The organism is Methylocaldum marinum, assembly GCF_003584645.1.
GTDB lineage: Bacteria > Pseudomonadota > Gammaproteobacteria > Methylococcales > Methylococcaceae > Methylocaldum > Methylocaldum marinum.
Genome location: NZ_AP017928.1, coordinates 4,179,751 through 4,201,481, shown reverse-complemented (window position 1 = coordinate 4,201,481; position 21,731 = coordinate 4,179,751). Strand labels below are relative to the sequence as shown.

The 21,731-nt window shown below is 62.8% G+C and carries 21 protein-coding genes; 9 read left to right on the top strand and 12 right to left on the bottom strand.

Annotated features, from left to right (window positions below; genetic code table 11):
- The first annotated feature begins 40 nt into the window (after positions 1 to 40).
- The 4 genes from sS8_RS18770 to sS8_RS18755 all read left to right on the top strand — a co-directional run bounded on the left by sS8_RS18770 (position 41) and on the right by sS8_RS18755 (position 5,586).
- The gene (locus sS8_RS18770; protein WP_232020357.1) at positions 41 to 553 is read left to right on the top strand and encodes a sigma-70 family RNA polymerase sigma factor; all 513 of its coding nucleotides are present in this window, start codon (positions 41 to 43) and stop codon (positions 551 to 553) included.
- Between the two features lie 25 nt (positions 554 to 578).
- Positions 579 to 1,598, top strand: coding sequence for a FecR domain-containing protein (locus tag sS8_RS18765; RefSeq protein WP_119631098.1), 1,020 nt, complete (start codon positions 579 to 581; stop codon positions 1,596 to 1,598).
- Between the two features lie 89 nt (positions 1,599 to 1,687).
- On the top strand, positions 1,688 to 4,207 hold the full coding sequence (locus sS8_RS18760) for a TonB-dependent siderophore receptor (protein ID WP_119632890.1): 2,520 nt from the start codon (positions 1,688 to 1,690) through the stop codon (positions 4,205 to 4,207).
- A gap of 134 nt (positions 4,208 to 4,341) precedes the next feature.
- Complete coding sequence (locus tag sS8_RS18755; RefSeq protein WP_145986606.1) at positions 4,342 to 5,586, top strand: PepSY-associated TM helix domain-containing protein; 1,245 nt, start codon at positions 4,342 to 4,344, stop codon at positions 5,584 to 5,586.
- Between the two features lies 1 nt (position 5,587).
- On the opposite strand, the gene sS8_RS28260 is transcribed toward sS8_RS18755, so the two are convergent.
- Positions 5,588 to 5,986, bottom strand: coding sequence for a hypothetical protein (locus sS8_RS28260; RefSeq protein ID WP_170161163.1), 399 nt, complete (start codon positions 5,984 to 5,986; stop codon positions 5,588 to 5,590).
- Positions 5,987 to 6,025: 39 nt separating this feature from the next.
- Here sS8_RS28260 and sS8_RS18750 point away from each other — a divergent pair, with 39 nt between their 5' ends.
- Positions 6,026 to 7,486 (top strand): TonB-dependent receptor, encoded by a 1,461-nt coding sequence (locus tag sS8_RS18750; protein WP_170161162.1) that lies wholly within the window; start codon positions 6,026 to 6,028, stop codon positions 7,484 to 7,486.
- Positions 7,487 to 7,580: 94 nt separating this feature from the next.
- Here sS8_RS18750 and sS8_RS18745 read toward each other — a convergent pair whose 3' ends face one another.
- From sS8_RS18745 to sS8_RS18735, 3 genes are all read right to left on the bottom strand, one after another.
- On the bottom strand, positions 7,581 to 8,495 hold the full coding sequence (locus tag sS8_RS18745; RefSeq protein ID WP_232020356.1) for a methyltransferase domain-containing protein: 915 nt from the start codon (positions 8,493 to 8,495) through the stop codon (positions 7,581 to 7,583).
- 113 nt (positions 8,496 to 8,608) lie between these two features.
- A complete protein-coding gene (locus sS8_RS18740; protein ID WP_119631095.1) occupies positions 8,609 to 9,358 on the bottom strand; it encodes a class I SAM-dependent methyltransferase in 750 nt (249 codons plus the stop codon).
- Positions 9,359 to 9,362: 4 nt separating this feature from the next.
- Positions 9,363 to 10,052, bottom strand: a complete 690-nt coding sequence (locus tag sS8_RS18735) for a CDP-alcohol phosphatidyltransferase family protein (protein WP_170161161.1) — start codon at positions 10,050 to 10,052, stop codon at positions 9,363 to 9,365.
- Positions 10,053 to 10,073: 21 nt separating this feature from the next.
- Here sS8_RS18735 and sS8_RS18730 point away from each other — a divergent pair, with 21 nt between their 5' ends.
- Entirely contained in the window at positions 10,074 to 11,096 is a 1,023-nt protein-coding gene (locus sS8_RS18730; RefSeq protein ID WP_119631094.1) for a glycosyltransferase family 4 protein, read from the top strand.
- Between the two features lie 233 nt (positions 11,097 to 11,329).
- On the opposite strand, the gene sS8_RS18725 is transcribed toward sS8_RS18730, so the two are convergent.
- From sS8_RS18725 to sS8_RS18695, 7 genes are all read right to left on the bottom strand, one after another.
- Positions 11,330 to 11,977: an HAD family hydrolase gene (locus tag sS8_RS18725; RefSeq protein ID WP_119631093.1), complete on the bottom strand. Its 648-nt coding sequence runs from the start codon at positions 11,975 to 11,977 to the stop codon at positions 11,330 to 11,332.
- Positions 11,961 to 12,623, bottom strand: coding sequence for an LON peptidase substrate-binding domain-containing protein (locus tag sS8_RS18720; protein WP_119631092.1), 663 nt, complete (start codon positions 12,621 to 12,623; stop codon positions 11,961 to 11,963). The genes sS8_RS18725 and sS8_RS18720 overlap by 17 nt, the downstream gene beginning before the upstream one ends.
- Positions 12,624 to 12,902: 279 nt before the next feature.
- Positions 12,903 to 13,808, bottom strand: a complete 906-nt coding sequence (locus tag sS8_RS18715) for a SphA family protein (protein WP_170161160.1) — start codon at positions 13,806 to 13,808, stop codon at positions 12,903 to 12,905.
- Positions 13,809 to 14,298: 490 nt separating this feature from the next.
- On the bottom strand, positions 14,299 to 15,042 hold the full coding sequence (locus tag sS8_RS18710; protein ID WP_232020355.1) for a copper resistance protein B: 744 nt from the start codon (positions 15,040 to 15,042) through the stop codon (positions 14,299 to 14,301).
- The gene (locus sS8_RS18705; RefSeq protein WP_331852263.1) at positions 15,017 to 16,735 is read right to left on the bottom strand and encodes a copper resistance system multicopper oxidase; all 1,719 of its coding nucleotides are present in this window, start codon (positions 16,733 to 16,735) and stop codon (positions 15,017 to 15,019) included. Before sS8_RS18705 ends, sS8_RS18710 begins: the two co-directional genes overlap by 26 nt.
- 205 nt (positions 16,736 to 16,940) lie before the next feature.
- Positions 16,941 to 17,762, bottom strand: coding sequence for a class I SAM-dependent methyltransferase (locus tag sS8_RS18700; RefSeq protein ID WP_119631090.1), 822 nt, complete (start codon positions 17,760 to 17,762; stop codon positions 16,941 to 16,943).
- Complete coding sequence (locus sS8_RS18695; RefSeq protein WP_119631089.1) at positions 17,749 to 18,234, bottom strand: MerR family transcriptional regulator; 486 nt, start codon at positions 18,232 to 18,234, stop codon at positions 17,749 to 17,751. The genes sS8_RS18700 and sS8_RS18695 overlap by 14 nt, the downstream gene beginning before the upstream one ends.
- Positions 18,235 to 18,519: 285 nt before the next feature.
- On the opposite strand from sS8_RS18695, the gene sS8_RS18685 reads away from it, so the two are divergent.
- Both sS8_RS18685 and sS8_RS18680 read left to right on the top strand, forming a co-directional pair.
- Positions 18,520 to 18,936: a Rap1a/Tai family immunity protein gene (locus sS8_RS18685; protein ID WP_119631087.1), complete on the top strand. Its 417-nt coding sequence runs from the start codon at positions 18,520 to 18,522 to the stop codon at positions 18,934 to 18,936.
- Between the two features lie 19 nt (positions 18,937 to 18,955).
- Entirely contained in the window at positions 18,956 to 19,261 is a 306-nt protein-coding gene (locus tag sS8_RS18680; RefSeq protein ID WP_119631086.1) for a glycine zipper family protein, read from the top strand.
- A gap of 169 nt (positions 19,262 to 19,430) precedes the next feature.
- On the opposite strand, the gene sS8_RS18675 is transcribed toward sS8_RS18680, so the two are convergent.
- The gene (locus sS8_RS18675; protein ID WP_119631085.1) at positions 19,431 to 20,615 is read right to left on the bottom strand and encodes a hypothetical protein; all 1,185 of its coding nucleotides are present in this window, start codon (positions 20,613 to 20,615) and stop codon (positions 19,431 to 19,433) included.
- Between the two features lie 189 nt (positions 20,616 to 20,804).
- Between sS8_RS18675 and aqpZ the strand changes: the two genes are divergently transcribed.
- Positions 20,805 to 21,557 (top strand): aquaporin Z, encoded by a 753-nt coding sequence (aqpZ, locus tag sS8_RS18670; protein WP_119631084.1) that lies wholly within the window; start codon positions 20,805 to 20,807, stop codon positions 21,555 to 21,557.
- The last annotated feature ends 174 nt before the right edge of the window (positions 21,558 to 21,731 follow it).

Here is a 21,731-nt window from a genome sequence, read left to right as displayed (position 1 = left end):
GCCGTGGTGTCTGATGCCATTGCATGGCGAGGGGTGGGGTGTGTGGGTAAGCGAACTGTCCAGAACCGATTTCCTGAGTTTTCTTTACGTGAGTCACCATGGCTGGCTGCTGGGCTGGCTCAGGAAAAGGCTCGGCTGCCCGCACCACGCCGCCGATCTGGCTCAGGACACCTTTGTCCGGGTGATGCTCAAGCGGGAGTTCGACACCATCCGCGAGCCGCGCGCTTATCTCACTACCATCGCCCATGGATTAGTGGTGGACCACGTGCGCCGACAGGAACTGGAGCGCGCTTACCGCGAAGCGATCATCCGCCTGCCGGAGCCGGACACGCCTTCGCCCGAAACCCGGCTGCTGCTGCTCGAAACCTTGATCCGCATCGATGCCCTGCTGAACGGCCTTGCTCCCAAGGCGCGCACGGCGTTCCTGCTGTCCCGCCTGGAGGGCCTGAGTTATCCCGAGATCGCCAAGCGCCTGGGCGTGTCCTTGAGTTCGGTCGAAAAGTACATGGCGGCGGCCGTGCGCCACTGCTATTTAAACCGCTATTCCCTTTGACAGGGCAGTTCCTAGAGTAAACAGCGTGAATGCATCGGTCTCCAGCCACGATCGCAACGACATTCCCCCGCACGTCCTCGATCAGGCCATTGCCTGGCTCGTGACGCTCCAGTCCGGCACGGCGGATACGGCCATGCGGTCCGCCTGTGAAGCTTGGCGCGCCGCCGACCCGATCCATGAGCGCACCTGGCAGGCATTGCAGGCCGTCGAGCAAGAATTTCGCACGGTGTCGCCGGTGTTTCGGGAGCACGCTTTCAAGACATTGGAAACCGCGCAGCGGCATCGCGGCATCGATAAGCGTCGCCGCAAGGCACTCAAGCTGTTGGGCGTCTGCGCTACCGGCGTTGCGGTGAGTCAGTTCGTGGCCGGGCAGTCGCCTTGGCGTCACTGGACGGCGGGATTAGGTGCCGACTATGTCACCGCCACCGGCGAGCGTCGTGCCGTCGACTTGGCCGATGGCACGCAACTCATGCTCAACACCGCCACGGCGGTAGACGTGAAATTTGCGCCCGACCTTCGGCTAATCATCCTGAGGCAGGGCGAAATCTTCATCAGCACTGGCAAGGACGTGTCGTCGTCCACCGGCCGCCGTCCCTTCCTGGTCGAGACCGCGCAAGGCCGCTTCGAGGCCATCGGCACCCGCTTTCTCGTCCGGCAGGAAGAAAGCCAGACCCGTCTGCGGGTGGAAGAGGGCGCCGTCGCCCTGCCTGCCAAAGCCGCCGGATCACGCGTCATCGCCGAATCGGGCCAGGAGTTCGTGGTCGGCGGTGCCGGCCCGATGCCGGTGACCGAAAGCCGCTTCGACGCCATCGGTTGGATCGACGGTGCACTGGTCGCGAAGCAGATGCGGCTGGAAGACTTTCTGGCGGAACTTTCGCACTACCGTGACGGCTGGCTGCGTTGCGACCCCGGGGTGGCCGATCTGCGTGTTTCCGGCGTGTTCCAGCTCGACGACACGGACCATGCCTTGGATGCGCTAACCCGCTCGCTCCCGGTGAGAATCGAGCGCCGCACGCGCTATTGGGTAAGGGTGATCCAGTCCTGACGAAAAAATTTCAAGAACGATTACGGGTTTTGCTGGGCTCGTTCGGCAACCAGGTACTGAAACCTGAAAACCGAAGAGGATCCATCATCATGCGCCGTACCCTTTCTTGCCGTTCCACCCCTCCGGCACCGTCGGAACCGCCCGCCGCCCACGCACGTTCGGCGCTTGTCCTGCCGGCCGTGCTCGTGGTCACCCTGCTGAGCGCAGTGCCTGTTCAGAAGGCCGCATGGGCGCAGGGTGCGGAGTCTGCCCGCAAAACCTACAGCGTGCCTGCCGGAACCCTGGAAGACGCGCTCAACCGGTTCGCGCGCCAGGCCGGCATCACGCTTGCCTTCGACCCCGCACTGGTTGCGGGCAAGCGCGCCGCCGTCCTGCGGGGCGACTACACCACGCAGGACGGCGTGGCGATTCTCTTGGCGCCGCACCGGCTGGAAGCCGTGCGGGCGGCCAACGGGACGTATTCGCTGCGGCCACTTCCGTCCGCGGCGCCGAAGCCGGAACCGGGCGCGGCGGAAACGGCTCTGCCGACGATCACGGTAGAGGGGACCGCCGAACGGGAAAGCGCCTGGGGACCGGCGAAAGGCTATGTCGCAAAACGCAGCGCCACCGGTTCCAAGACCGATACCCCGCTGATCGAAACCCCGCAGACCGTAAACGTCGTCACCCGTGACGAGATTGCCGCGCGCGCTGTTCAAAACATCAGCCAGGCGCTGTCCTATACACCCGGCCTGCTCACTGAGATGTACGGCCCCGTCACCCGCGACGATTACTTCAACATCCGGGGTTTCGATTCGCCCCAATATCTGGACGGCACGCGCCTGCTCGCGTCGGGTTATGCGCAACTGCGCATCGAGCCCTACGGCCTGGAACGGATCGAGGTGTTGAAAGGCCCGGCCTCCGTGCTTTACGGGCAGAATCCGCCGGGCGGTCTGGTCAACATGGTGAGCAAGCGGCCGCTGGACGTTCCGTTTCATGAAATCCAGGTGCTGGGCGGCAGTTTCGACCGTGTGCAGGGCGGTCTGGACTTGTCCGGGCCCATCGACTCGGAAGGCCGCTTCCTCTACAGGTTCGTGGGTCTTGCGCGAGGCAGCGAGACCCAGGTGGATTTCAGCCAGGATAACCGCTATTTCGCGGCGCCGAGCTTTACCTGGCGGCCCGACGAGAACACCAGCCTCACCTTCCTGAGCCATTACCAGAAGGACGAAGTGGAAGGCAACACGATCCAGTGGCTGCCGCCGGAAGGTTCGCGGCTGCCGAACCCCAACGGCAAGATCCCGATCAACCGCAACATAGGCGAACCCGGATACGATCACTACCGCCGCGAACAATACGGCGTCGGCTACGCCTTCGAGCACCACGTCAACGAACTGTGGACGTTCCGGCAGAATCTGCGCTACGCCCGCGTGGAGTCGGACCATCCGACCGTCTATACCCTAGGATACCTGCTCGGCGACGATGGGAATCCGCTGGACTACCGCACCATCGAACGCGGCGCCGGCCTGTGGCGCGACCGGGCCGGAACTTTTACCCTGGACACCCAACTGCAGGGAAGCTTCGAGACCGGCCCCCTGCGTCACACCGCGCTGATGGGCGTCGATTACCGCAGCCTCTCGGGAAAACGGGCCATCGGCTTCACCTCGGTCGACAACCTCGACATCTACAATCCTGTATACGGCTCACCGGTCGTCAAGCCGACCCCGGACCTTTTCCTGTTCCAGGATCAGGACCAGGTGGGCTTGTACGGCCAGGACCAGATCAAGTACGGCGGCTGGATTGCGACCATCGGGGTACGCAACGACTGGGCGATGACCGATACCCTGGAGGACGATCGGTTCTTCGGCACCAGGACCAAGACCCGGCAGGACGATGAAGCCTTCACCTATCGGACGGGCCTCACTTATTTGTTCGACAGCGGCTTCGCGCCGTACTTCAGCTATTCCGAATCCTTCGAACCGGCGGCCGGCACCAATTTTGCCGGAACCCCGTTCAAGCCGACCACGGGCCAGCAGTATGAAGTGGGCATCAAATACCAGCCGCCGGGCATCAACGCCTTCATCTCTCTGGCGGCCTTCCATCTGACCCAGCAGAACGTGCTGACTCCGGACCCGGACCCGGCCCACATCGGCTTCCAGATCCAGACCGGCGAGGCGCGGTCGCGGGGCTTCGAACTGGAAGGCAAGGCGACCCTGACGGAAGGGCTCGACCTGACCGCCGGCTACGCTTTTATCGATTCGGAAACGACTCGCACCAACGAGCCCGATCAACTGGGCAAGGATTTGCCCCTCACGCCCCGGAGCCAGGGATCGGCCTGGCTGGATTACACCTTCCAGGGCGGCACCTTGGCGGGCTTCGGGCTGGGAGGCGGGGTACGCTACGTGGGTTCGAGCTACGGGGACTTGAACAACAGCCTCAAGACGTCTTCCTACACCTTGATCGACGCGGCGGTGCACTACGATCTGGGCAAGCTCCACGAGTCGCTCAAAGGCGCGCGCCTCGCGGTCAACCTGACCAATGCGTTCGACCGGGAATACCTCGCCGACTGCGGTTTCGGGCTCTGCTACTACGGCAATCGCCGAACGGTGCTGGCAAGCCTGCGCTACAACTGGTGACCGACCGTACGCCGGAGGCCGGCCATGCCGATATATCGAGTCCGCTTCGGCTCATTTCCGAGTCTGAGTTCGGGAACGAGCGAGGGCCGATTCCGTTTTTTCACCGGAAACGTCCGGAAGTCGCGAGTGACGCCATGCGGCATACGATAGTTCTGATACACCGCTACATCGGGTTGACGATGGCGGGCTTCCTGCTCGTCGCCGGGCTGACCGGCAGCCTGCTGGCCTGGAACGACGAACTGGAGGCGGCGATCAGTCCACACTTGTTCTTCGTCACGCCACCCGCGCCTGACGCTCGACCCATTGATCCGCTGGCGCTGCGCGAACGGGTCGTCGAGCGCTACCCGAATGCCCGAGTTATCAATGTGCCGCTCAAAGTCGAACCCGACCGCGCCATCGCATTCTTTATGGAGGGACCGACCGTTCCGGCGACCGGCGAACCCGCCGAGCTTCCCGACAACCAGGTTTTCGTCGATCCGTATACTGGCGAAGTGCTGGGCGCGCGCCGGTGGGGCGACATCACCCAGGGACTGAAGAATCTGATGCCCTTCGTCTACCGGCTGCATTATTCGCTGGCGCTGGGCACGGCGGGCATCTATCTCATGGGCGCCGTCGCTCTGCTGTGGACGGCCGATTGCTTCGCGGGGGTTTATCTCACGTTGCCGCTGCGGCGGCGCATGCGCCCGGCAGAGGACAGGGAAAGGAAGCCATGGCTGGCCCGTTGGTGGCCGGCCTGGAAAGTGCGCTGGCAAGGCGGCGCCTACAAGCTGAACTTCGACCTGCACCGGGCCAGCGGTCTGTGGCCCTGTGTCATGTTGTTGGTGTCGGCCTGGTCCGCCGTGGGGTTCAACCTGCCCGAAGTCTATCGGCCGGTCATGAGCGCTGTTTTCACTCTTCAGTACGGTGAAGACCAGCTGCCCGAATTACCGAGAAGGCAATTCGAGCCGGGTGTGTCCTGGGCCAATGCCAGGGAGATCGGTCGCGAGCTGATGGCGGTCGAGGCGAGGACGAAGGGGTTTCGGGTGATGGAAGAGCAAGAGTTGTCCTATGACCCGGAAAAGGCGCTGTATTTCTATTACGTGAGCAGCGATCGCGATATTCAGCACCACTGGGGCGCTACCTGGGTCGCGTTCGACGCCAACACCGGCGAGCGCCGCGCGGCCTACCTCCCCACCGGCGAAGCCGGCGGCGACACGATCGGCACCTGGCTCATGAGCCTCCACATGGCCGCCGTATTCGGCATGCCCATGAAGCTGTTCGTCTGCGGCATGGGCCTCGCGGTGGCGATGCTCTCGGTGACCGGCGCGGTCATCTGGTGGCGAAAACGCGCGGCGCGGCGCGCCCACGGCCGCCGTTCGGGAGACGGGACGACTGCTTAGCCTATTCGATCACGCCATTCTGGTGCGCACCGCGTGCTTCGTCCTGGTCACGAGCGGCCCGGTCTGGACCGGCCGGGCCATGGGCGAGGACATCCACACCTACGACACCGGTCTCGCCCAGCAATTGCGGCAGCAGCTCAGCTCGGACTGCTACGGGTTCGTCGATCACGATCCGGATCAGATCCGCGGGTACGGGGTGAACGGCGCGTTCCAGTTGCTGCGCGACGGCTATCCCTGGGCGCGGTTCGAGGACAGCGCCAACCTGCTGGTGCAACGGCAGGAGGCGCTGGTAGGCGGACCGGGGCTCGGCTGCGCCTACACCGCGCCGGGCGGCATGATCAATTTGGTCAGCCGCCGCGACCACGAGACCTTGCGGCGAGCGGTGGCCGAGTTCGATCACTACGGCAGCGCGAACCTGCGCATCGAGACGCCGTGGCGGATGGGGGAGCGTCTAGCCGGACGGCTGGCCGGCCGGTTCGAACGGTTTCGCAATGCGGCGGAAAACGAGGACAGGAGCGGTGATCTCGCGGTGAATATCGACTTGAGCCTGACGCCGGCCACCCGCTTGCGGGTGGATGCCGAGTGGCGCCGTGCGGACTGGAGCTCGGGGGTCGGCTGGCCGGCATTCGAGGACCTCCCAAAGCGCATCGATCGAACGACCAGTCTGACTCAGCCCTGGGCCCGCTACCGCTTCGATTCGCTCGCCACCCTGGTTGCCCTGGAGCATGCCAGTTCGCCTGAAACCCTGTGGCGCGCCGGGGTGACGCGGGTGCGTTACCGGGCCGACTGGCACGATCTGTACCTGGACCCCACGGACGGGAACGCCTTCACCCTGATCGACTTTGTCTACCCCGATCAAGCCTACCGGTTCGACGCCTGGCATGCCGACGTGACCCACCGAGGATGGACGGGAGAGGTTGCGCACACCCTTAGGGCCGGATTCTCCCGCCTTCGGGCGGAGGAGCCTGACCAGGTCCGGCCCGGCCAGGTGGTGGGTGCATGGCGCCAGGGCGCTGTGCTGCCCTCGGTCGATGCCCTGCCGGCGAGCGCCGCCCGGGAGTTGGTCTCCGAGGAGATGCGACTGACCGTGAGCGACACCCTGCGCTGGGAGCCCTGGTTCGGGACGCTGGGGGTGCAGTACGCGCTGTTCGAGGACGACAACGGCAGTACTCAGTTGGAGACGGCGCGCTGGCTGCCGGTCCTGTCGGTCGGCCGGTCCCTCACCGACCGCTTGAGCGTCGTGGCGACCCACAGCTGGGGAGCCTACGGCCGCCAGTTCGCCTCGCTGACTTCCGAGACGCCGTCCCTGATCCAGCCCGCCACCGTATCGACCGAAACGGAGATCGGCGTCCGCTGGAGCGGAGAGCAGGTCCGCGCAGGGCTAGCCCTGTTCGAGATCGCCCGTCCCTACCGTTTCGAGCGGCAGGTCGTCTCGGTCTGGCGCGGCGAGCAGCGCCACCGCGGAATCGAAGCAACCTTGCAATGGCAGTCCGAGAAAACCGGGACCCAGGTGGCCGCCACGACCCAGCTCCTGGAGGCGAGCGTGACCGGCACCGGGGAGGCCGATCTCGACGGCAAGCAGCCGCCCGGCGTGCCGTCGGCCCGGGCGACGCTGTACGTCGAACAGCGGCTGGGCGCCGAAAGCCCCTGGACCCTCAGCGTCTCCGCCGAGGGCGTGTCCCGGCGCGCGACCTTCGACGACAACGCCGTGTTCGCACCGGGCTACCTGCGCTGGGATCTCGGGCTGCAATGGACGCACCGCTTCGACTCGGTGCAGAGTTCGGTGCTTTTCACGGTGCAGAACGTCACCGACGCCTTCGCCTGGAGCTACGTCGGGGGCGGGCTCGCCTATGCCCTGCCGCCCCGATCGTTCGGCATCACGCTCTCCCTGGAGCGGTGAAGGGACTCCCTAGTTTGCTTCGGCAGGTTACGGTGCGCGCCGGACCCACTGAGCTACGAGAGGGTCACGGGCGCGTACCTAACCCGCCCTACCATCACTTTTTCGCGCGGAAAATACAGTAGCGGACCATCTTGTCGCGAAACACCTTGTACTGGGCGAGCGCCACCTTGAAATTCGCGGTCTGGGCCTTGCTGCGGAGTCCCAGCCACTGCATGGTCAGCTGCATGGGATAGGTCCACAGGGCGGTCCGATACATTCTGCGGGACGAGGGCATGGTTTCGGCCGTGGCCTCGGTGATGTGCACGTCGCGGAAGCCGCATTCCTCCATGCCGGACTGGAACTCCTCGACGCTGGAAAGGTTCGGCACGGCCCATCCGTTCAGGCAGTCCATGACCGCCTGCCATTCCTCTTCGTTGAATTCCCGCTTCGTGGCGTAACCGTCGCAGGCGATCAGCGTGCCGCCCTTGCGCAGCAAACGGTAGGCTTCCCGGAAGAAATCCCGCTTGTCGGTCGCATAGCAGCTGCTTTCGACCGCCCAAACCACGTCGAAGGATTCGTCCGGGAACGGCGTCTTGCAGAAATCCGCCTGCTGGAAATCGACCTTGTCGGAAACGCTGTGGCGCTTGGCGTTGCGCCTGGCGTGCCCGACCTGCTGGGCGCTGACCGTGACGCCGGTGGCGCGGCAGCCGATATGCTTCGCCAGCCAGATCGAACTGCCGCCGATCCCGCAGCCCGCATCCAGGACATGGTCTTCCGGCTTGATGCCGGCGATTTCGGCGAGTATGCGATTCTTGTTCAGCAAGGCCTGGCTGTGGGTCCTGGTATTCGCGTCCCAATAGCCGTAATGCAGGGCCAGATTTTCGTTATCGAACCACGCGGTCCGGTAATCCCAATAACAGTCGTCGTAATGCTTCGCGGTGTCTACGCGAATCTCTTCCTCGGAAAACTCGGCGCCATGGCGGAGGCTATCGTTGCGGTAATCTTTGTTCGGTTCGAGGTAATACAGCATCAGTTTTTTTCGTTATCAGTCAAAAACGGAAATTCGCCGGATTTGTTCAGAGCTTTCTCAGCGCGACAGCGCCGGCAGGGAAGCGGGCGTAATGATAACCCGAAGGATGCGGATCAGCCGCGTCTTAGCGCGCGGCAATAGAGTCCGCCACGAAACGACGGGATGCGGAAGAGACGCCCGACGCTGTCCAGCAGCGTCAGTAGCCGGGCGAGATACGGCGGCATATCGCCGCGCGGAATGAAGGTCCAAGAGCCGATAAGCTCGACCTCGAATCCGGCGGACCCCAGCAGTTCGGCCAGTTTCTCCTTGCCGAGAAACCGGTCCGTGCTGAGATGCCGGGTGCTGAGCCCCAGCCGGGGTGCGAGGTTTGCGTACCAGACATGATCCGCGTTCGGCGTGAGACAGACGAAGATGCCGCGGGGCTTGAGAATGCGCCAGGCTTCGCGCAGCGCCCGCCGCTGATCGAGCATGTGTTCCAGGGCGCCGACGCAGAGGACCACGTTGGCTTGGGCATCGCCGACCGGGCTCAGGGCCTCGGCGGAAGCTACGCTCAAGCGAATGCGCTCGGCATGCGGGTGTCGAAGTCGAAGAAATTCCGCCTGTTCGATCATGCCGGGCGAAAGATCGGTGCCGTGCACACGGTCGAACCGGCCGGCCAGGGGAAAAAGGTGCATCCCGGTGCCGCAGCCGATTTCGACCAGGAGGCCGTGCCCGGCACCGTCCAGCAGGCGCGCTATGATACGGAGCCGATAGCGCAGAAGCTCTTCCGCCTTGCCGTGGCAGTCGCGGTAAGCCGGCGCGAGACGGTCGAAGAACGCCCGAACGTCGTCCGGGTCCTTGACCGGCGTGGTTCGGAGGCTCATCGGGTCACGCCGAGAGTTGCGGCCGATAGAGTTGAACAAGGGAGTACAGGAAAGAGGCGCACAGTGCAGCCGTGGCCGTCACGGCAATCTCGGCACAGTACAGTTCCAGCGGCAGCAGACACAGAATGAAGGCGATGATGGCGATCACCGAGACCGAGCGGGTAAACCAATTCCCTTCGGCCACTCCGCGGGGCGGCCCCGCCAACTTTACGAACAACACGAACAGGTAGCGCAGCATGCCGGGAAACAGCACCCAAATGCCGAGTTGCTCACGTTTGTAGAGAAGCACGCACAAGACCAGGAAAAAGAATGCATCCACCTCCTTGTCGAACCAGTCGCCGAAGGGCGAAGTCAGGCCGCGGCGGCGGGCCAGCCAACCGTCCAGGCCATCGGCCCATAGTATGACCAATGCCGTGGATGCCAATAACCAGCCGTTTTCGATCGGAAAAAGCAGCAGGAAAAAGCTTCCGATCAAGCGGATGAGGGTGACGACGTTAGCCGTCCCGAAAATCTCGGCGGCGGTCCACTCGCGCCTGAACTGCTGGATAAAGCCCAGGAACGATGCCGCGGCCATTGCCGCAAGAAACTCGGGCGGCGCCTGGAACCATAGGCCTCCGATCGCGAGGCCCATCAATATCGCGTGGCGCTGGCTCCATGCGGCCAGCCTGGACTCAAGAGACAGATTCTGGTTCATTCTCGCTTGTTGTTTGATTCGATGAGATTCGTATTCGTTCTTCCGCCGCCGGCCGCCCGTCCATCCGGGGGCCATGTGTTCAATCTCCGGATGATCGGCCTCGCGCAGGAGCAGGGTTTCCCGCTCGAGGCCGCGGAGGTTTCGCCGGGCGGCGCGACTCCCCGTCCGCGCGGCGATACGCGGGTTCTTTGGGACAGCCTGCTTCTGGACGGTTTGGCGAATTATCCGGCGGATCGGATCGGAGTCCGCCATGGGCTGTTGGTGCATTATGTCCCTTTTCTGAACCCTCTGCTCGACGCGGAGCACAGGAAAGCAGAGACGCGCCGGTTCGATCGGGCTGCACAGCGCGCCGAATTTTTTATCGCGACCGGACGGTCGGTTCGACAGCTATTGGAACGGCGTTACGCCGGAAAGCCGGTTTTTCTCTCCGAACCGGGGGTCGACGCCGCGTTTCTTGCCGCAAGACGAGTCTCGCGCGAACCGGCAGAGAACCGGCCTCCTGGAATCGTAACGGTCGCCAATTGCCTGCCCGCAAAAGGGCTGATCGAACTGCTCGAAATCCTGTCCGAACTCCGGCATTACGATTGGACCTGGCACTTGGCGGGCGACGAGCGAATCGATCCCGGTTACACCCAACGTTTCCGCTCTCGGATCGCGGACCTTGGCTTGCAGATCCGGATTACCCTGCACGGCGTTCTGGATACGCCGGAACTGGCGCGGCTTCTCGCCGCAATGGACATCTTCGCTTTTGCCAGCCGATTCGAAGCTTACGGCATGGCTTTGGCGGAAGCGGCGGCCGTCGGCCTGCCGGTCGTCACTACGGACGTCGGAGAAGCTTCGCGGATCGTACGGCACGGGGAGACCGGCCTGGTGGCGCCGGCCGCCGATCGTCGCGGATTCCGGGAGAACCTGGAGCGTTTGCTGTCGGACCGTGAATTGCGACGCCGTTACCGGGCACGGCTGTGGCTTGATAGACCTCGGTCCTGGCAAGACGCTTTCGCGGATTTTCGGAATGCGTTCGAGCTTGTTGCGCCGGGACCGTGATGCCGATCATGCCGGAACAAATTCATATCTACCCTATGGGGACGTTCGCGAGTGACGAGTAGGTCGGCTATGGAGACGTTCGCGAGTAGGTCGGCAATCCTTTGCCGACGCCATGCTCCGGCCGAGCGACTTCGTCGGCAAAGGATTGCCGACCCGTGCCGCTGTAGGTCGCGAATCCCTTCGCGACATTACGCCGCTGGGCTCGCATTTTCCGGGGTAAAGAAGCGCCCGCCTCATAGTCCGAGCGTCTGCATCAGCCGATCCGTCTCCTGAAAGTTCTCCAGGTGAAACTCGGCGAGATCGGCCCCCGGCAGGTTTTCGCCCGAGCGGCCGCGGGTGAAAAACACGGTCCTCGCCCCGGCGCGAATTCCCGCTTCGATGTCGAACCGGTAATCGCCGATCACCGCGACCTGCGCGGGTGCCACTCCCCAAACCTCGCAAATATGACGAATCGCCCACGGATCGGGTTTGACCGGACCGTCATCGCGCGTCACCACCAAGTCGAACCTCAGGCCGCAGCGGGTCAGGGTCGCCTCGGCGACGCTCCGGCTATTGCGAGTGAATACGGCCCGGCGAACGCCCAATCCGCGCAGCCGCTCCAAGAATTGAAACACGCCGGGCAGCACCGATGCCCGCTCCGCACCGGCCTCCTCGTGGCGGAGGAGGATCGCGCGACATCGAGCCGCTTCCGCTGCGCTCAGATTTTCCAGGGTTTCCAGGAGGGGAACACCGTCCGGCAGTCCCATCTCGCGGCGCATCGCGGCGAAATCGAGACCGGAATCGACCAGGGTTCCGTCCATGTCGAAAATGATCCCGGCAACGGAACCCGTATCGAGCTCGCCGCGGATATGGGCGAGCGAAGCCTCAGTGCGGTCTGACATCCCCGCCGGACCGGCCCGCCGCGACCGCGAACTCCATCAGTCCGAACAATTTGGCATAGCGCTCCTCGACGCTCACCGCTTCCACCAGGGCCTGCCGTTCCGGCACATCGAACGGCAACTGACCGGTCAGAACATTTACCAGAACGGCAATAGGCATCTGCTCCATGACCGTCCAATCGGCACTCAGGCTCTTTTGCTGGAAATACTCCTTGAGCAGTTGCAGGAGCTTTTCCCGGTCGCAGGGAACGGCTTCGGACAACGCGTAATCGACACGGAACCGGTCCCAGTCCGGAACGACGCGGCGATAACCCCGCGTGGTCGGGATTTCATCCCGGATATCGAATCGACAGACCCCGGTCAGCACGATCAGCATGCGGCCGTCCGGGGTTTCGCTGAACGAGGTGATGCGCCCCGCCGTGCCGGTTTGATAGACCCTGGGCTGATGCTCGTCCTCGATCGCCGAATTGGGCTGCACCATGCCGAACATCCGGTCGGTACCCAGGCAATCGAAAACCATGTTGAGGTAGCACGGCTCGAAAATATTCAGAGGCAACTGGGCTCCCGGCATGACGATGGCATTCCGCAACGGAAAAATCGGCAGCGTGGCCGGCAAGCGATCGAACGGTAAAGTGAAGGGGTTCGCCATGACGTGTTTTCGGGTTTAACCAACTGTACCGGAGATGCTCGGATTTTAGCCACTTCCGGTAAATCTTGGATATGGCTTGAGTATTTTTAATGTTTCACATAATTATCCACAAGCCCGCCCACAGCTTCTGTGGAAATCGCGAAGGCGACGACAGCTGTCGTCGGCTGTCGGCAAAGGATTGCCGACGTACGGGCCGGGTGCTTTGTCCTCGGGCTGTCGGAGCAGTGGACACCAAGCAAACGACACCGGCGGTGGAAGTCCCGTACTGCCGTGATCGCCTCACTGCGGGCGCCAGGCGAGGAAGGACAGCCCCACGACCAGGACCTGGCCCTCGGGCCGCGACTCGGCTCCGAAATCCCATTCATAGCGCGCCGTCAGGCGCGCCCGAAGCGCCGGGATGGTGACGCCGATCTCCGGGCCTAGGCCGAAGACGTGCTCGCGCGCGCCGCGGAGCGCCGGCGGAAGATCGGACCCGCGATCGTCGGCGACCTGCCACAGCGCATAGCCCACGATTCCGGCATCCAACACCTGGAACCATCGTCCCCCGAGTCCGCCCTGCAATTGCACGCTATCGCCACGGGTGACGTCGATTCCGATCTTTTCGTGATAGCGGTTGTAACTGGCAAGAGCCGATAGTCGAAAAGTTCTCTCGTCATCGAAGAAAAGCGTTCCGCCCAGCGAGAATTGCTGGGTCCATTGCGGCCGCCCCAGCCCCTTACGGTCGGCCTGGCCGGTTGGCGCGTAAAAACTGTAGGACGCCACGGTGTCCAGGTGCGGCAGGCGCCATCCGACCTTGAGCGGCTCGACGAAGACGTCCCCGAGACCGAAGCGGTCAATGTCGGCGGCCGGGGCATCGGCCTTGGTCGACAGCCAGGCGACCGGAACCGCGAGCGCGGCACTCAGATACGGCCCTCCCTCGGGCTTGTAGGTCGCGGAGATGCCCACCACGTTCGCGTAAGCATCGATATCCAAGCCTTTCACCGGCACCGGGCGGCCCCGCCGATCTCTCAGCCGGTCGGCGGAAAAATAGATGAACCGGTCGCCCGCGTATACGCCTTCCTCGGGCTGAATACCGGCGTCGAGTCCCACCGCCCCGAGAATCTTGTGACCGAGATCGCCCTGCGCCACGGCGCCGGTCGAAAGCAGGAGCAAGGCCGCCGCCATCCGGCTCGGGATCATGCTCATGCGGCATTCGTTTCCGCAAGCCGCAGACGACCCATTCCCAACGGGGCGATACCGATCTATTTTTCGATAACTCGACTCAGTCATCATAAAACCGTCCTTGTTAGAAAGCGATCGCAAGTCTGCGGGTTATGCTCCGCTACCTCGCCCTACATCAATATTGATTCAACCTAAATCCGGCCGTTGGATACAACCTGAAAAGCGCCAGGCCCTCATCCCCAGCCCTTCTCCAAGACCCTCACCCGACCCACTCCCAAAGGGAGAGGGCGTTTTGAAGTTCGGGAGAAGGGAGTTTAGCCCCTCTCCCTCTGGAAGAAGGGTTGGGGTGAGGGAATGCGGCGGCTGATGGGGCATTGCGGTCATTTCGGTAGTCAACTGCGGTTTTTAGGTTCAAATGCTAAATGGCATGACTGCGGGATCTCATACGCTGAAACCATCCACGGCGAGCCTGTTCAAGTGCGGGGCGCCCCCGATGAACGCGGCGAAAAACGCTTCAAAACCAGGCTCTTATACCCGCCACCGCGCGCACGCTGTGTTTGTGCTCGCGCAAGGACTGTTCTTCGACATAGTCGAATCCGATATACGGCGCGAACTCGCGAACGATCTCGTAGCGCAATCGCAGGCCCGCTTCGAATTCGGTGATGCCGGCTTTCACGCCGCGATTCTCGATGTCGTCCGCGGAGACATTGACTTCGACACGCGGCTGGGCAATCAGGCGCTGGGTCAGCAGGAGCTCGTAGGCGAGCTTGAAGCGCCCCAGCACATTACCGTTCTCGTTGATGAACAGGGCCGCCTCGGTCTCGAAAAAATATGGCGCGAGGCCCTGGATGCCGATCACGCCGTCGAAGGTACGTTCCGGCTCGAAGGCCCGGCGCACGCCGATCTGGGCATCCCAGAAGGTGGCGATGTTGCGGCTGTAGAGCAACTGCAGATCGGCGCGCCCGAAGATATCCTGCTCGAACACGTAATCGCCTTCGCTTTTTACCCACAGCTTGTTGTCATCGTTGCCGGTCCAGCCTTCGACGTCCCATTTGAAGAGGTGAACGTCGCCGTTTCCCTCGTACTCGAGCCGTTCGAACCTGAGATAGTTGTAAATCGCGTCGTCCATTTGAGCGGTCGCACGGCCGCTCCCGAACATCATCAAAATGGCCGCGGCGCAAACCGGAACCGAACGCCGGACACGGTAGTGTTCGAGACTCGGAATCACCTTCTCAGGCTCCCTTTTTCGCAGCGGCATCGGGCGGCTCCACGATGATCTTGCGGAACATCCCGGTTTCCATGTGATAGACCAGATGGCAATGAAACGCCCACTCGCCGGACGCGTCGACGGGGACGTCGACGTGCACGGTCTCGCCGGGCTTCACGTTGACCACGTGCTTGCGCGGGTTGAACGGCCCCTTGCCGGTGTCCAGGTCCTGCCACATGCCGTGCAGATGCAGAGGATGGTTCATCATGGTCTGGTTGATGTAGGTGAATCGCACCCGTTCGCCGTATTTGAGCCGGATCGGCTCGGCCTCGGAGTATTTCTTGCCGTTGATGGACCAGACGTAACGGTTCATGGTGCCCGTGAGGCGCAGAACGATTTCCCGGTCGGGTTCGCGCCAGTCCTCGTGTTTCTCCGCGCTTTTGAGATCGGCATAGCTCAGCACGCGCTCCGCCGTATCGGCGTGCTCCTGCCCGTGATCCGGCATCGCATGGCCCTCGTGACCGGCATGGGGAGAAGCCTGGTGCTGCATCGCGGCATGATCCATGTCCGCCATGGCATGGCCTTCATGGCCGTTCGTCGGAGGCGGCGGCTCCGGCGCATGCTCCATGCCCGCGTGCGGCCCTTCGGCCCCGGAACCGTGGTCCATACCGTGGGCCGCCGCCATATCCGCGAGGCTCACCAAGGGACGTGGCCGCAGCGGCGGGACTTCCGCCCGCATGCCGCGGCGCGGCGCCAGGGTCGCCTGCGCATGGCCGCTGCGGTCCATGGCTTCCGCGAAAATGGCATAGGCCCGGGCATCGCGGGGTTCGACCAGCACGTCGTAGGTTTCGGCGACAGCGATGCGGAACTCGTCCACCTCAACCGGCTCCACGTTTTGTCCGTCCGCCTGAATCACCCGTATCTTAAGTCCCGGTATTCTGACGTCGAAATGGGTCATCGCCGAAGCATTGACGAAGCGCAGCCGGATGCGCTCGCCCGGCTTGAACAGAGCCGTCCAGTTGGCTGCGGGGTTTTGGCCGTTGACCAGGAAAGTGTAGGTGTAGCCGGTGACGTCGGCGATGTCGGTCGGATCCATCCGCATCTCGCCCCAGGCCAGGCGGTCGGCCATGGTTTCCTGGAATCCCTTGTCGGACAAATCCCGGTAGAAATCGAACACGGTGCGCTTCTGAAAGTTGTAATAATCGCTCTGCTTTTTCAGCTTCGAAAGCACCCGGTGCGGATTTTCGTCCGACCAGTCGGAAAGCATCACGGTATAGTCGCGGTCATAAGCGTGGGTTTCGCCCTCTGAAGGATCGATGATGATCGCGCCCATCAAGCCGAGCTGTTCCTGCATCGCCGAGTGACCGTGATACCAGTAGGTGCCGCTCTGCATCAGCCTGAAGCGGTAGGTGAAGGTTTCGCCGGGCGGAATGCCCGGGAAACTGATGCCGGGCACCCCGTCCATGTCGTACGGTAGCACGATGCCGTGCCAGTGGATGGACGTAGGCTCGTCCAGCCGGTTGGTCACGCGCAAGGCGACCTCCTCGCCTTCCCGCCAGCGCAGCGTGGGCGCCGGCAGGGAGCCATTCGCCGTGATGGCGGTCCGTTCCCGTCCGGTCAGATTCACCGCTTTCTCGTCTATGACCAGCTCATAGCTTCCGGCCTGTACCGGCAGCGCCGCCAGAATCGCGAGCCAGAAGCCCGCGATTCGGCATTGTCGGATCATGGCATTTACGGTTTGCACGGACCGTCGTCTCCTAAGCAGTGTTCTCGGGAACTTCAAACGCTTCGGGATTTGGCCGCCAACCGTGTTGCGTTCCACCCGAAAAGGCTTTCGCTGTAGGGTGGGTCAGGCGCGCATCGTCCGTAACCAGCAAAGTTCCTTCGGCGTTGCCGCGCGCCTAACCCACCCTACATCGGACAGCGGAAGCGTGTTTGCGGCCATGGCATCAACTCTGCTTGACGGCGATCGCGTACAGGGCATTCGCCTCGATAGCGGAAACCTTGCCCTCCCGCAGGGGAACCAAATTGCTTTCCCTGACCCTCGCCTGCTCTTCCGCCGAAAGCAGATCGATCGTGCCCCGATACCCGCAACCGCGCGCGATGGTCCACCAATCCTCCGGCGACGCGAGCGGGTGCGCGTAGTCTTCGCTTGCAATTTCGACCTCGCCGACACCGCCTTCCGCGAGCATAGCACGCAATCCCGCGGGATCGTCGATACGGTCCCAAGGATTGAAACCCTTGTAGAGCTCCGGACGCACCGAACGCACGGCGTCCCAGAATAGACCGTTGGCAGGCTCGAAAAAGTTCCGTCCCCAGGTGGTTATCGCCAGTTTGCCGCCCGGCCGGACCAGGCGCCACAGCTCGCGGACCGCCGCCGCCATGTCCGGCACGAAGAAAATACCGAACACGCAGACCACCGCATCGAAGCCGGCTTCCGGCAAACCGGGTTGCAGCATGTCGCCGACGCGGAATTCGACATTGGAAAGCCCGCGGTTCGCTGCCTTGGTCCGGGCAAGGGTCAACAATCTTTCAGCCACGTCAACGCCCAGAACATTACCGTCCGGTCCCACCCGCTCGGCAGCCGGCAAAGCCGAGGCGCCGCTGCCGGAACAAAGATCCAGCACCCTGGCTCCCCGCAACAATCCGAGCCGCTCGATCGTTCGCTGTCCATAGTAATCCCAAAAGCCCAGTTCCGGCGCGTCGAATAGATCGGCGGCGGCATTATAGGCCGTGGCCGCCCGGTGTTTTGCTTCTTCAGGAGTGACCATGTTTCTTTCCCCCGGATGGGTTTTTGGCAGTATATGATGATGTTGTTGGCGTGGCATCGTCGCGCTTTGATTCCAGGGTATCGTCGCCGAGGACCGCTTCGATGATCGGGCAGCCGCATACGGGACCGGCGCCGTCACAGGCCTGGACGAGTCCGGCCAGAGTCCGCCGGACTCGGTCGAGTTCGGCGATTTTTTGTTCCAGTTCCGCGAGACGGCGCTCGGCAATCGCCCGAACCGCGCTGCGCTCGCCAACGCCGTCGTTGAGCGCGAGCAGCTCGGCGACTTCTTCCAGTGAAAATCCGAGCGCCTTGGCGCGGCGGATGAACTTCAGCCGGTTCACGTCGTCGGCCGCGTAAAGCCGGTAGCCGGCCTCCGTGCGATCGGCCTTTTTGAGAAGGCCCGAGCGTTCATAGAAGCGTACCGTGTCGATACTGATCCCGGCTCGAGCCGCCACTTTACCGATAGTGAGCATAGATAACCTCCTCTTCAATGAACGTGCCGATAGCGTAAACCCTGGACTATGGTCCAGAGTCAAGTGCCGGTCGCGGAGTCTTGCGAATGCTCCTTACGGTTTCGGCGGGAAGCAATTTCAGGCCTTCCGAAAGCGGCTGACGCCGGCCGTTTCGAACTCCATCACCACTGTAAAGGTCGAAATTTTCATGGATGAAGGCACGAACCAAGCCGGCGGACTCGAAGCGGGATCGTAATCCGGATGGATTCAAAACTCGGCGGGACATGGACGCAAGGAGATTAAACCATGCAAGTCAAGCGCCTGATGAACACTGCCATAATTCTGTCGGCGACCCTGGTCCCCATGTCCGGCGTCTTCGCCGTTACCGAGGATAATTTTCTGGTTCGAAACGTCCGGGATCTCATCGACCTTTGTACGACGCCCCGAGACGATCCGCTCCACGCCGCCGCCGTACATTTCTGCACCGGTTACCTGGTGGGCGCCTACCACTATCACGAGTCCCAGCATTCCGGGCCGAACAGCCACCCCTTTGTATGCCCGCCGGATCCCAAGCCAACCCGCCAACAGGCGATTGCCGAGTTCGTTTCCTGGGCACGGGCTCACCCGGAATACGGCAACGAGCGTCCGGTGGACGTGATGTTCCGGTTCATGTCCGAAAGATGGCCCTGCAAAACGACCGCTCCGCGCGGCATGACCGATTGACGGGAGAGAGAAAAAAGCTATGAAACCGAGACTTCTGAGTCTTTTGTGCGCAGCCGTGATATCGGGATGCGCCGGCATGTCGCCCACCGAACAGCGCATGCTGAGCGGCACGGTGGGCACCTCCGCGGCCGGCGCGGCGATCGGCGCCATCGGCGGCAACGCCGGTCTGGGTGCGGCGGTCGGTGCGGGCGCGGGCCTGGTGGGAAGTTATCTGTACGACCGGCATAAACAGGCCGAGGAGCGCGCCTACCAGCAAGGTTATCAGCAAGGTAGTCAACAGCCTCTGCCTCAGCAGAAGCGTCCGCCGACCTCGCCGTATCCGTAAGGTTCTTGGCGAGGGGTGTGGGAAACGCGCGAGCAGTCCGGGGCGAGCCTGTCCTGAGCTTAGCCGAAGGGCCTGTCCCGAGCGGAGCCGGGGGGCTAACCCACCATCGATGGGTTTCGCTTCGCTCTACCCATCCGACGATTAATCATCACTCGAATGCCGAATGGCGTTAGAACAAGTATCCCGCCAGCATTTTCAACAGGTCCTTCACGGGGATTTCGATGAGCAGGACCGGAACCATCGGCCCGATCGCCGCCGCCGCCAGCATGAGGACCGTTTGCCGGCCTATGGGTACGAGCTGAATGTCGCTTACGGACTCGTGCATGGTGCGCACGTCCGCCACCGGACCGAGTTCGGGGGCGTTGAGCAGGGCGTCGTCGCGAATCGTTTCTCCCCGGATCCAGCGCCTGTCGACGAGTCTTCCGTGGCGGCCCGCCAGGGCGCCGTAATCGAGCAGGGCCTTGCGCCGCAGCCGCAGCAATTTGCCGGCGAGCGCCAGCAGCGGGCTCAGGCACAAAACCAGTACGACTATGAGATAAAGCGTTATCGGCAGCCTCAAGGAATCGACGGACACGCCGTGGTAAAGAACGCTATGGGCGAAGTGGGAAGCCAGCACGAATGATACGCCCAGCACGAAAGGAACAAAAACCAGCGGGGCTAATTTCAGGAAACCCAAGCCGCCGACCTGGTCCGGATGAACGGGCGCCAAATCGAGATCCAGCTTGGAAATCCGGCGCAACAGAATCGCAAACACGAGAATGCGCCATATCCACAAGCCGATCAGCAAGCTGAAAATCGAGCGCAGCACGAGGAGATACCACCACCCCGCGAAGATGAGCCTGACCCGGTCGGCCTCCTGTTCTATGGCCCAGGACGCTTCGTGCAGACGCTCGAATTGCTGTACCGGATAGATCACGTTCGCCGCCACGATGCCGACAAGGATGGCGAAGATCCACCAGGCATTGAGCAGACGATCGGCGCTATTCAAAGCCGCGCGGAACTTCGGCAACGAAGATTCGCCGACCAGGCCCGAAACGACGAAATGGCGGATCAACCATTCGAGGCGCAGCAGGCCGCTTTCCCCGATGATAAAAAGCGGAATGGCAATCAAGCAGCGCGAGTGGATCGCGAAGTGGAGGAGCAAGGGTTCTGCGGTTTCGCCGCCGAACGCCCGACCGGCGAAGCCGGCCGTGACCACGATGGGCAGCCAGCACAACAGCGCGAAGAACAGGGCGCGCCGCTTGACGCCCAGATCATGGGGCGGCGCCAGGCCGGCCGCGCGCTGCAGGCGAAAAAACGGGTCCTTGCCCACGAAAAGATGTTCGATCCCGTAATCCGGTTCCTTTTGTTCCATTCGCTCCTTCCTTTCACCGCGTCCATGACTCCCGCGACGAAAAATACGGTATCACATTGACGCCGGCATTCCTTTCATCGGATGCTGTGAGTTAGCGGTCAAAACATGATCTAACAAATGACCGCTCGTACTGCCTTCAAGCAGAACGGATCTTGACTCGATTTGAACAACACTCTGGAGGAACGGATCATGTGGTCGATTTATCGTCGTTGTACCGCGGAGTTTATCGGAACGTTCTGGCTGGTCTTCGGCGGCTGCGGCAGTGCCGTTCTTGCCGCCGCCTTCCCGAACGTCGGAATCGGTTTGCTCGGCGTCTCTTTGGCATTCGGTCTGACCGTGCTGACCATGGCCTATGCCGTAGGGCACATTTCCGGCGGTCATTTCAACCCGGCGGTGTCCGTGGGCCTTTGGGCCGGCGGCCGTATCCCGGCCTCGGATCTGGCGCCGTATATCGCCTCCCAGGTTTTCGGAGCCATCCTGGGCGCGGGCGTCTTGTATCTGATCGCTAGCGGAAAGGCCGGGTTCGACACCGCCGCGGGATTCGCCGCAAACGGTTACGGCGCTCATTCCCCCGGGGAATATTCCGTGGGTGCGGGATTTTTGACCGAGGTGGTCATGACTTTCATGTTCCTCATGATCATCCTGGGCGTCACCGATTCGCGCGCTCCGCAAGGATTCGCACCGCTGGCCATCGGTTTGGGCCTCACCCTGATTCACCTGGTGAGCATCCCGGTCACCAACACCTCGGTGAACCCCGCCCGAAGCACCGGACCCGCGCTATTCGTCGGCGACTGGGCACTCGCGCAGCTCTGGCTGTTCTGGGTTGCTCCATTGATCGGAGCCGCTCTCGCAGGCCTCGCTCACCGCTGGCTGTCGGGGAGCGTCCGGCGCGAAGACTGGCAGGCTGCCGCACCGACCCGGGGACCGAAGACGATCCCTTAAAAATACAGGCCGAGCGGCGTAATGTCGCGAAGGGATTCGCGACCTACAGCGGCACAGTCGTAGGTCGGCAATCCTTTGCCGACGAAGCCGCTTGATCGGGCCGTGTGGCGTCGGGAAGGGCGGCTTCGGTGCTCCCGAAGACACCGTTTGCGATTGGAGGGTGGCTCCGGCGCT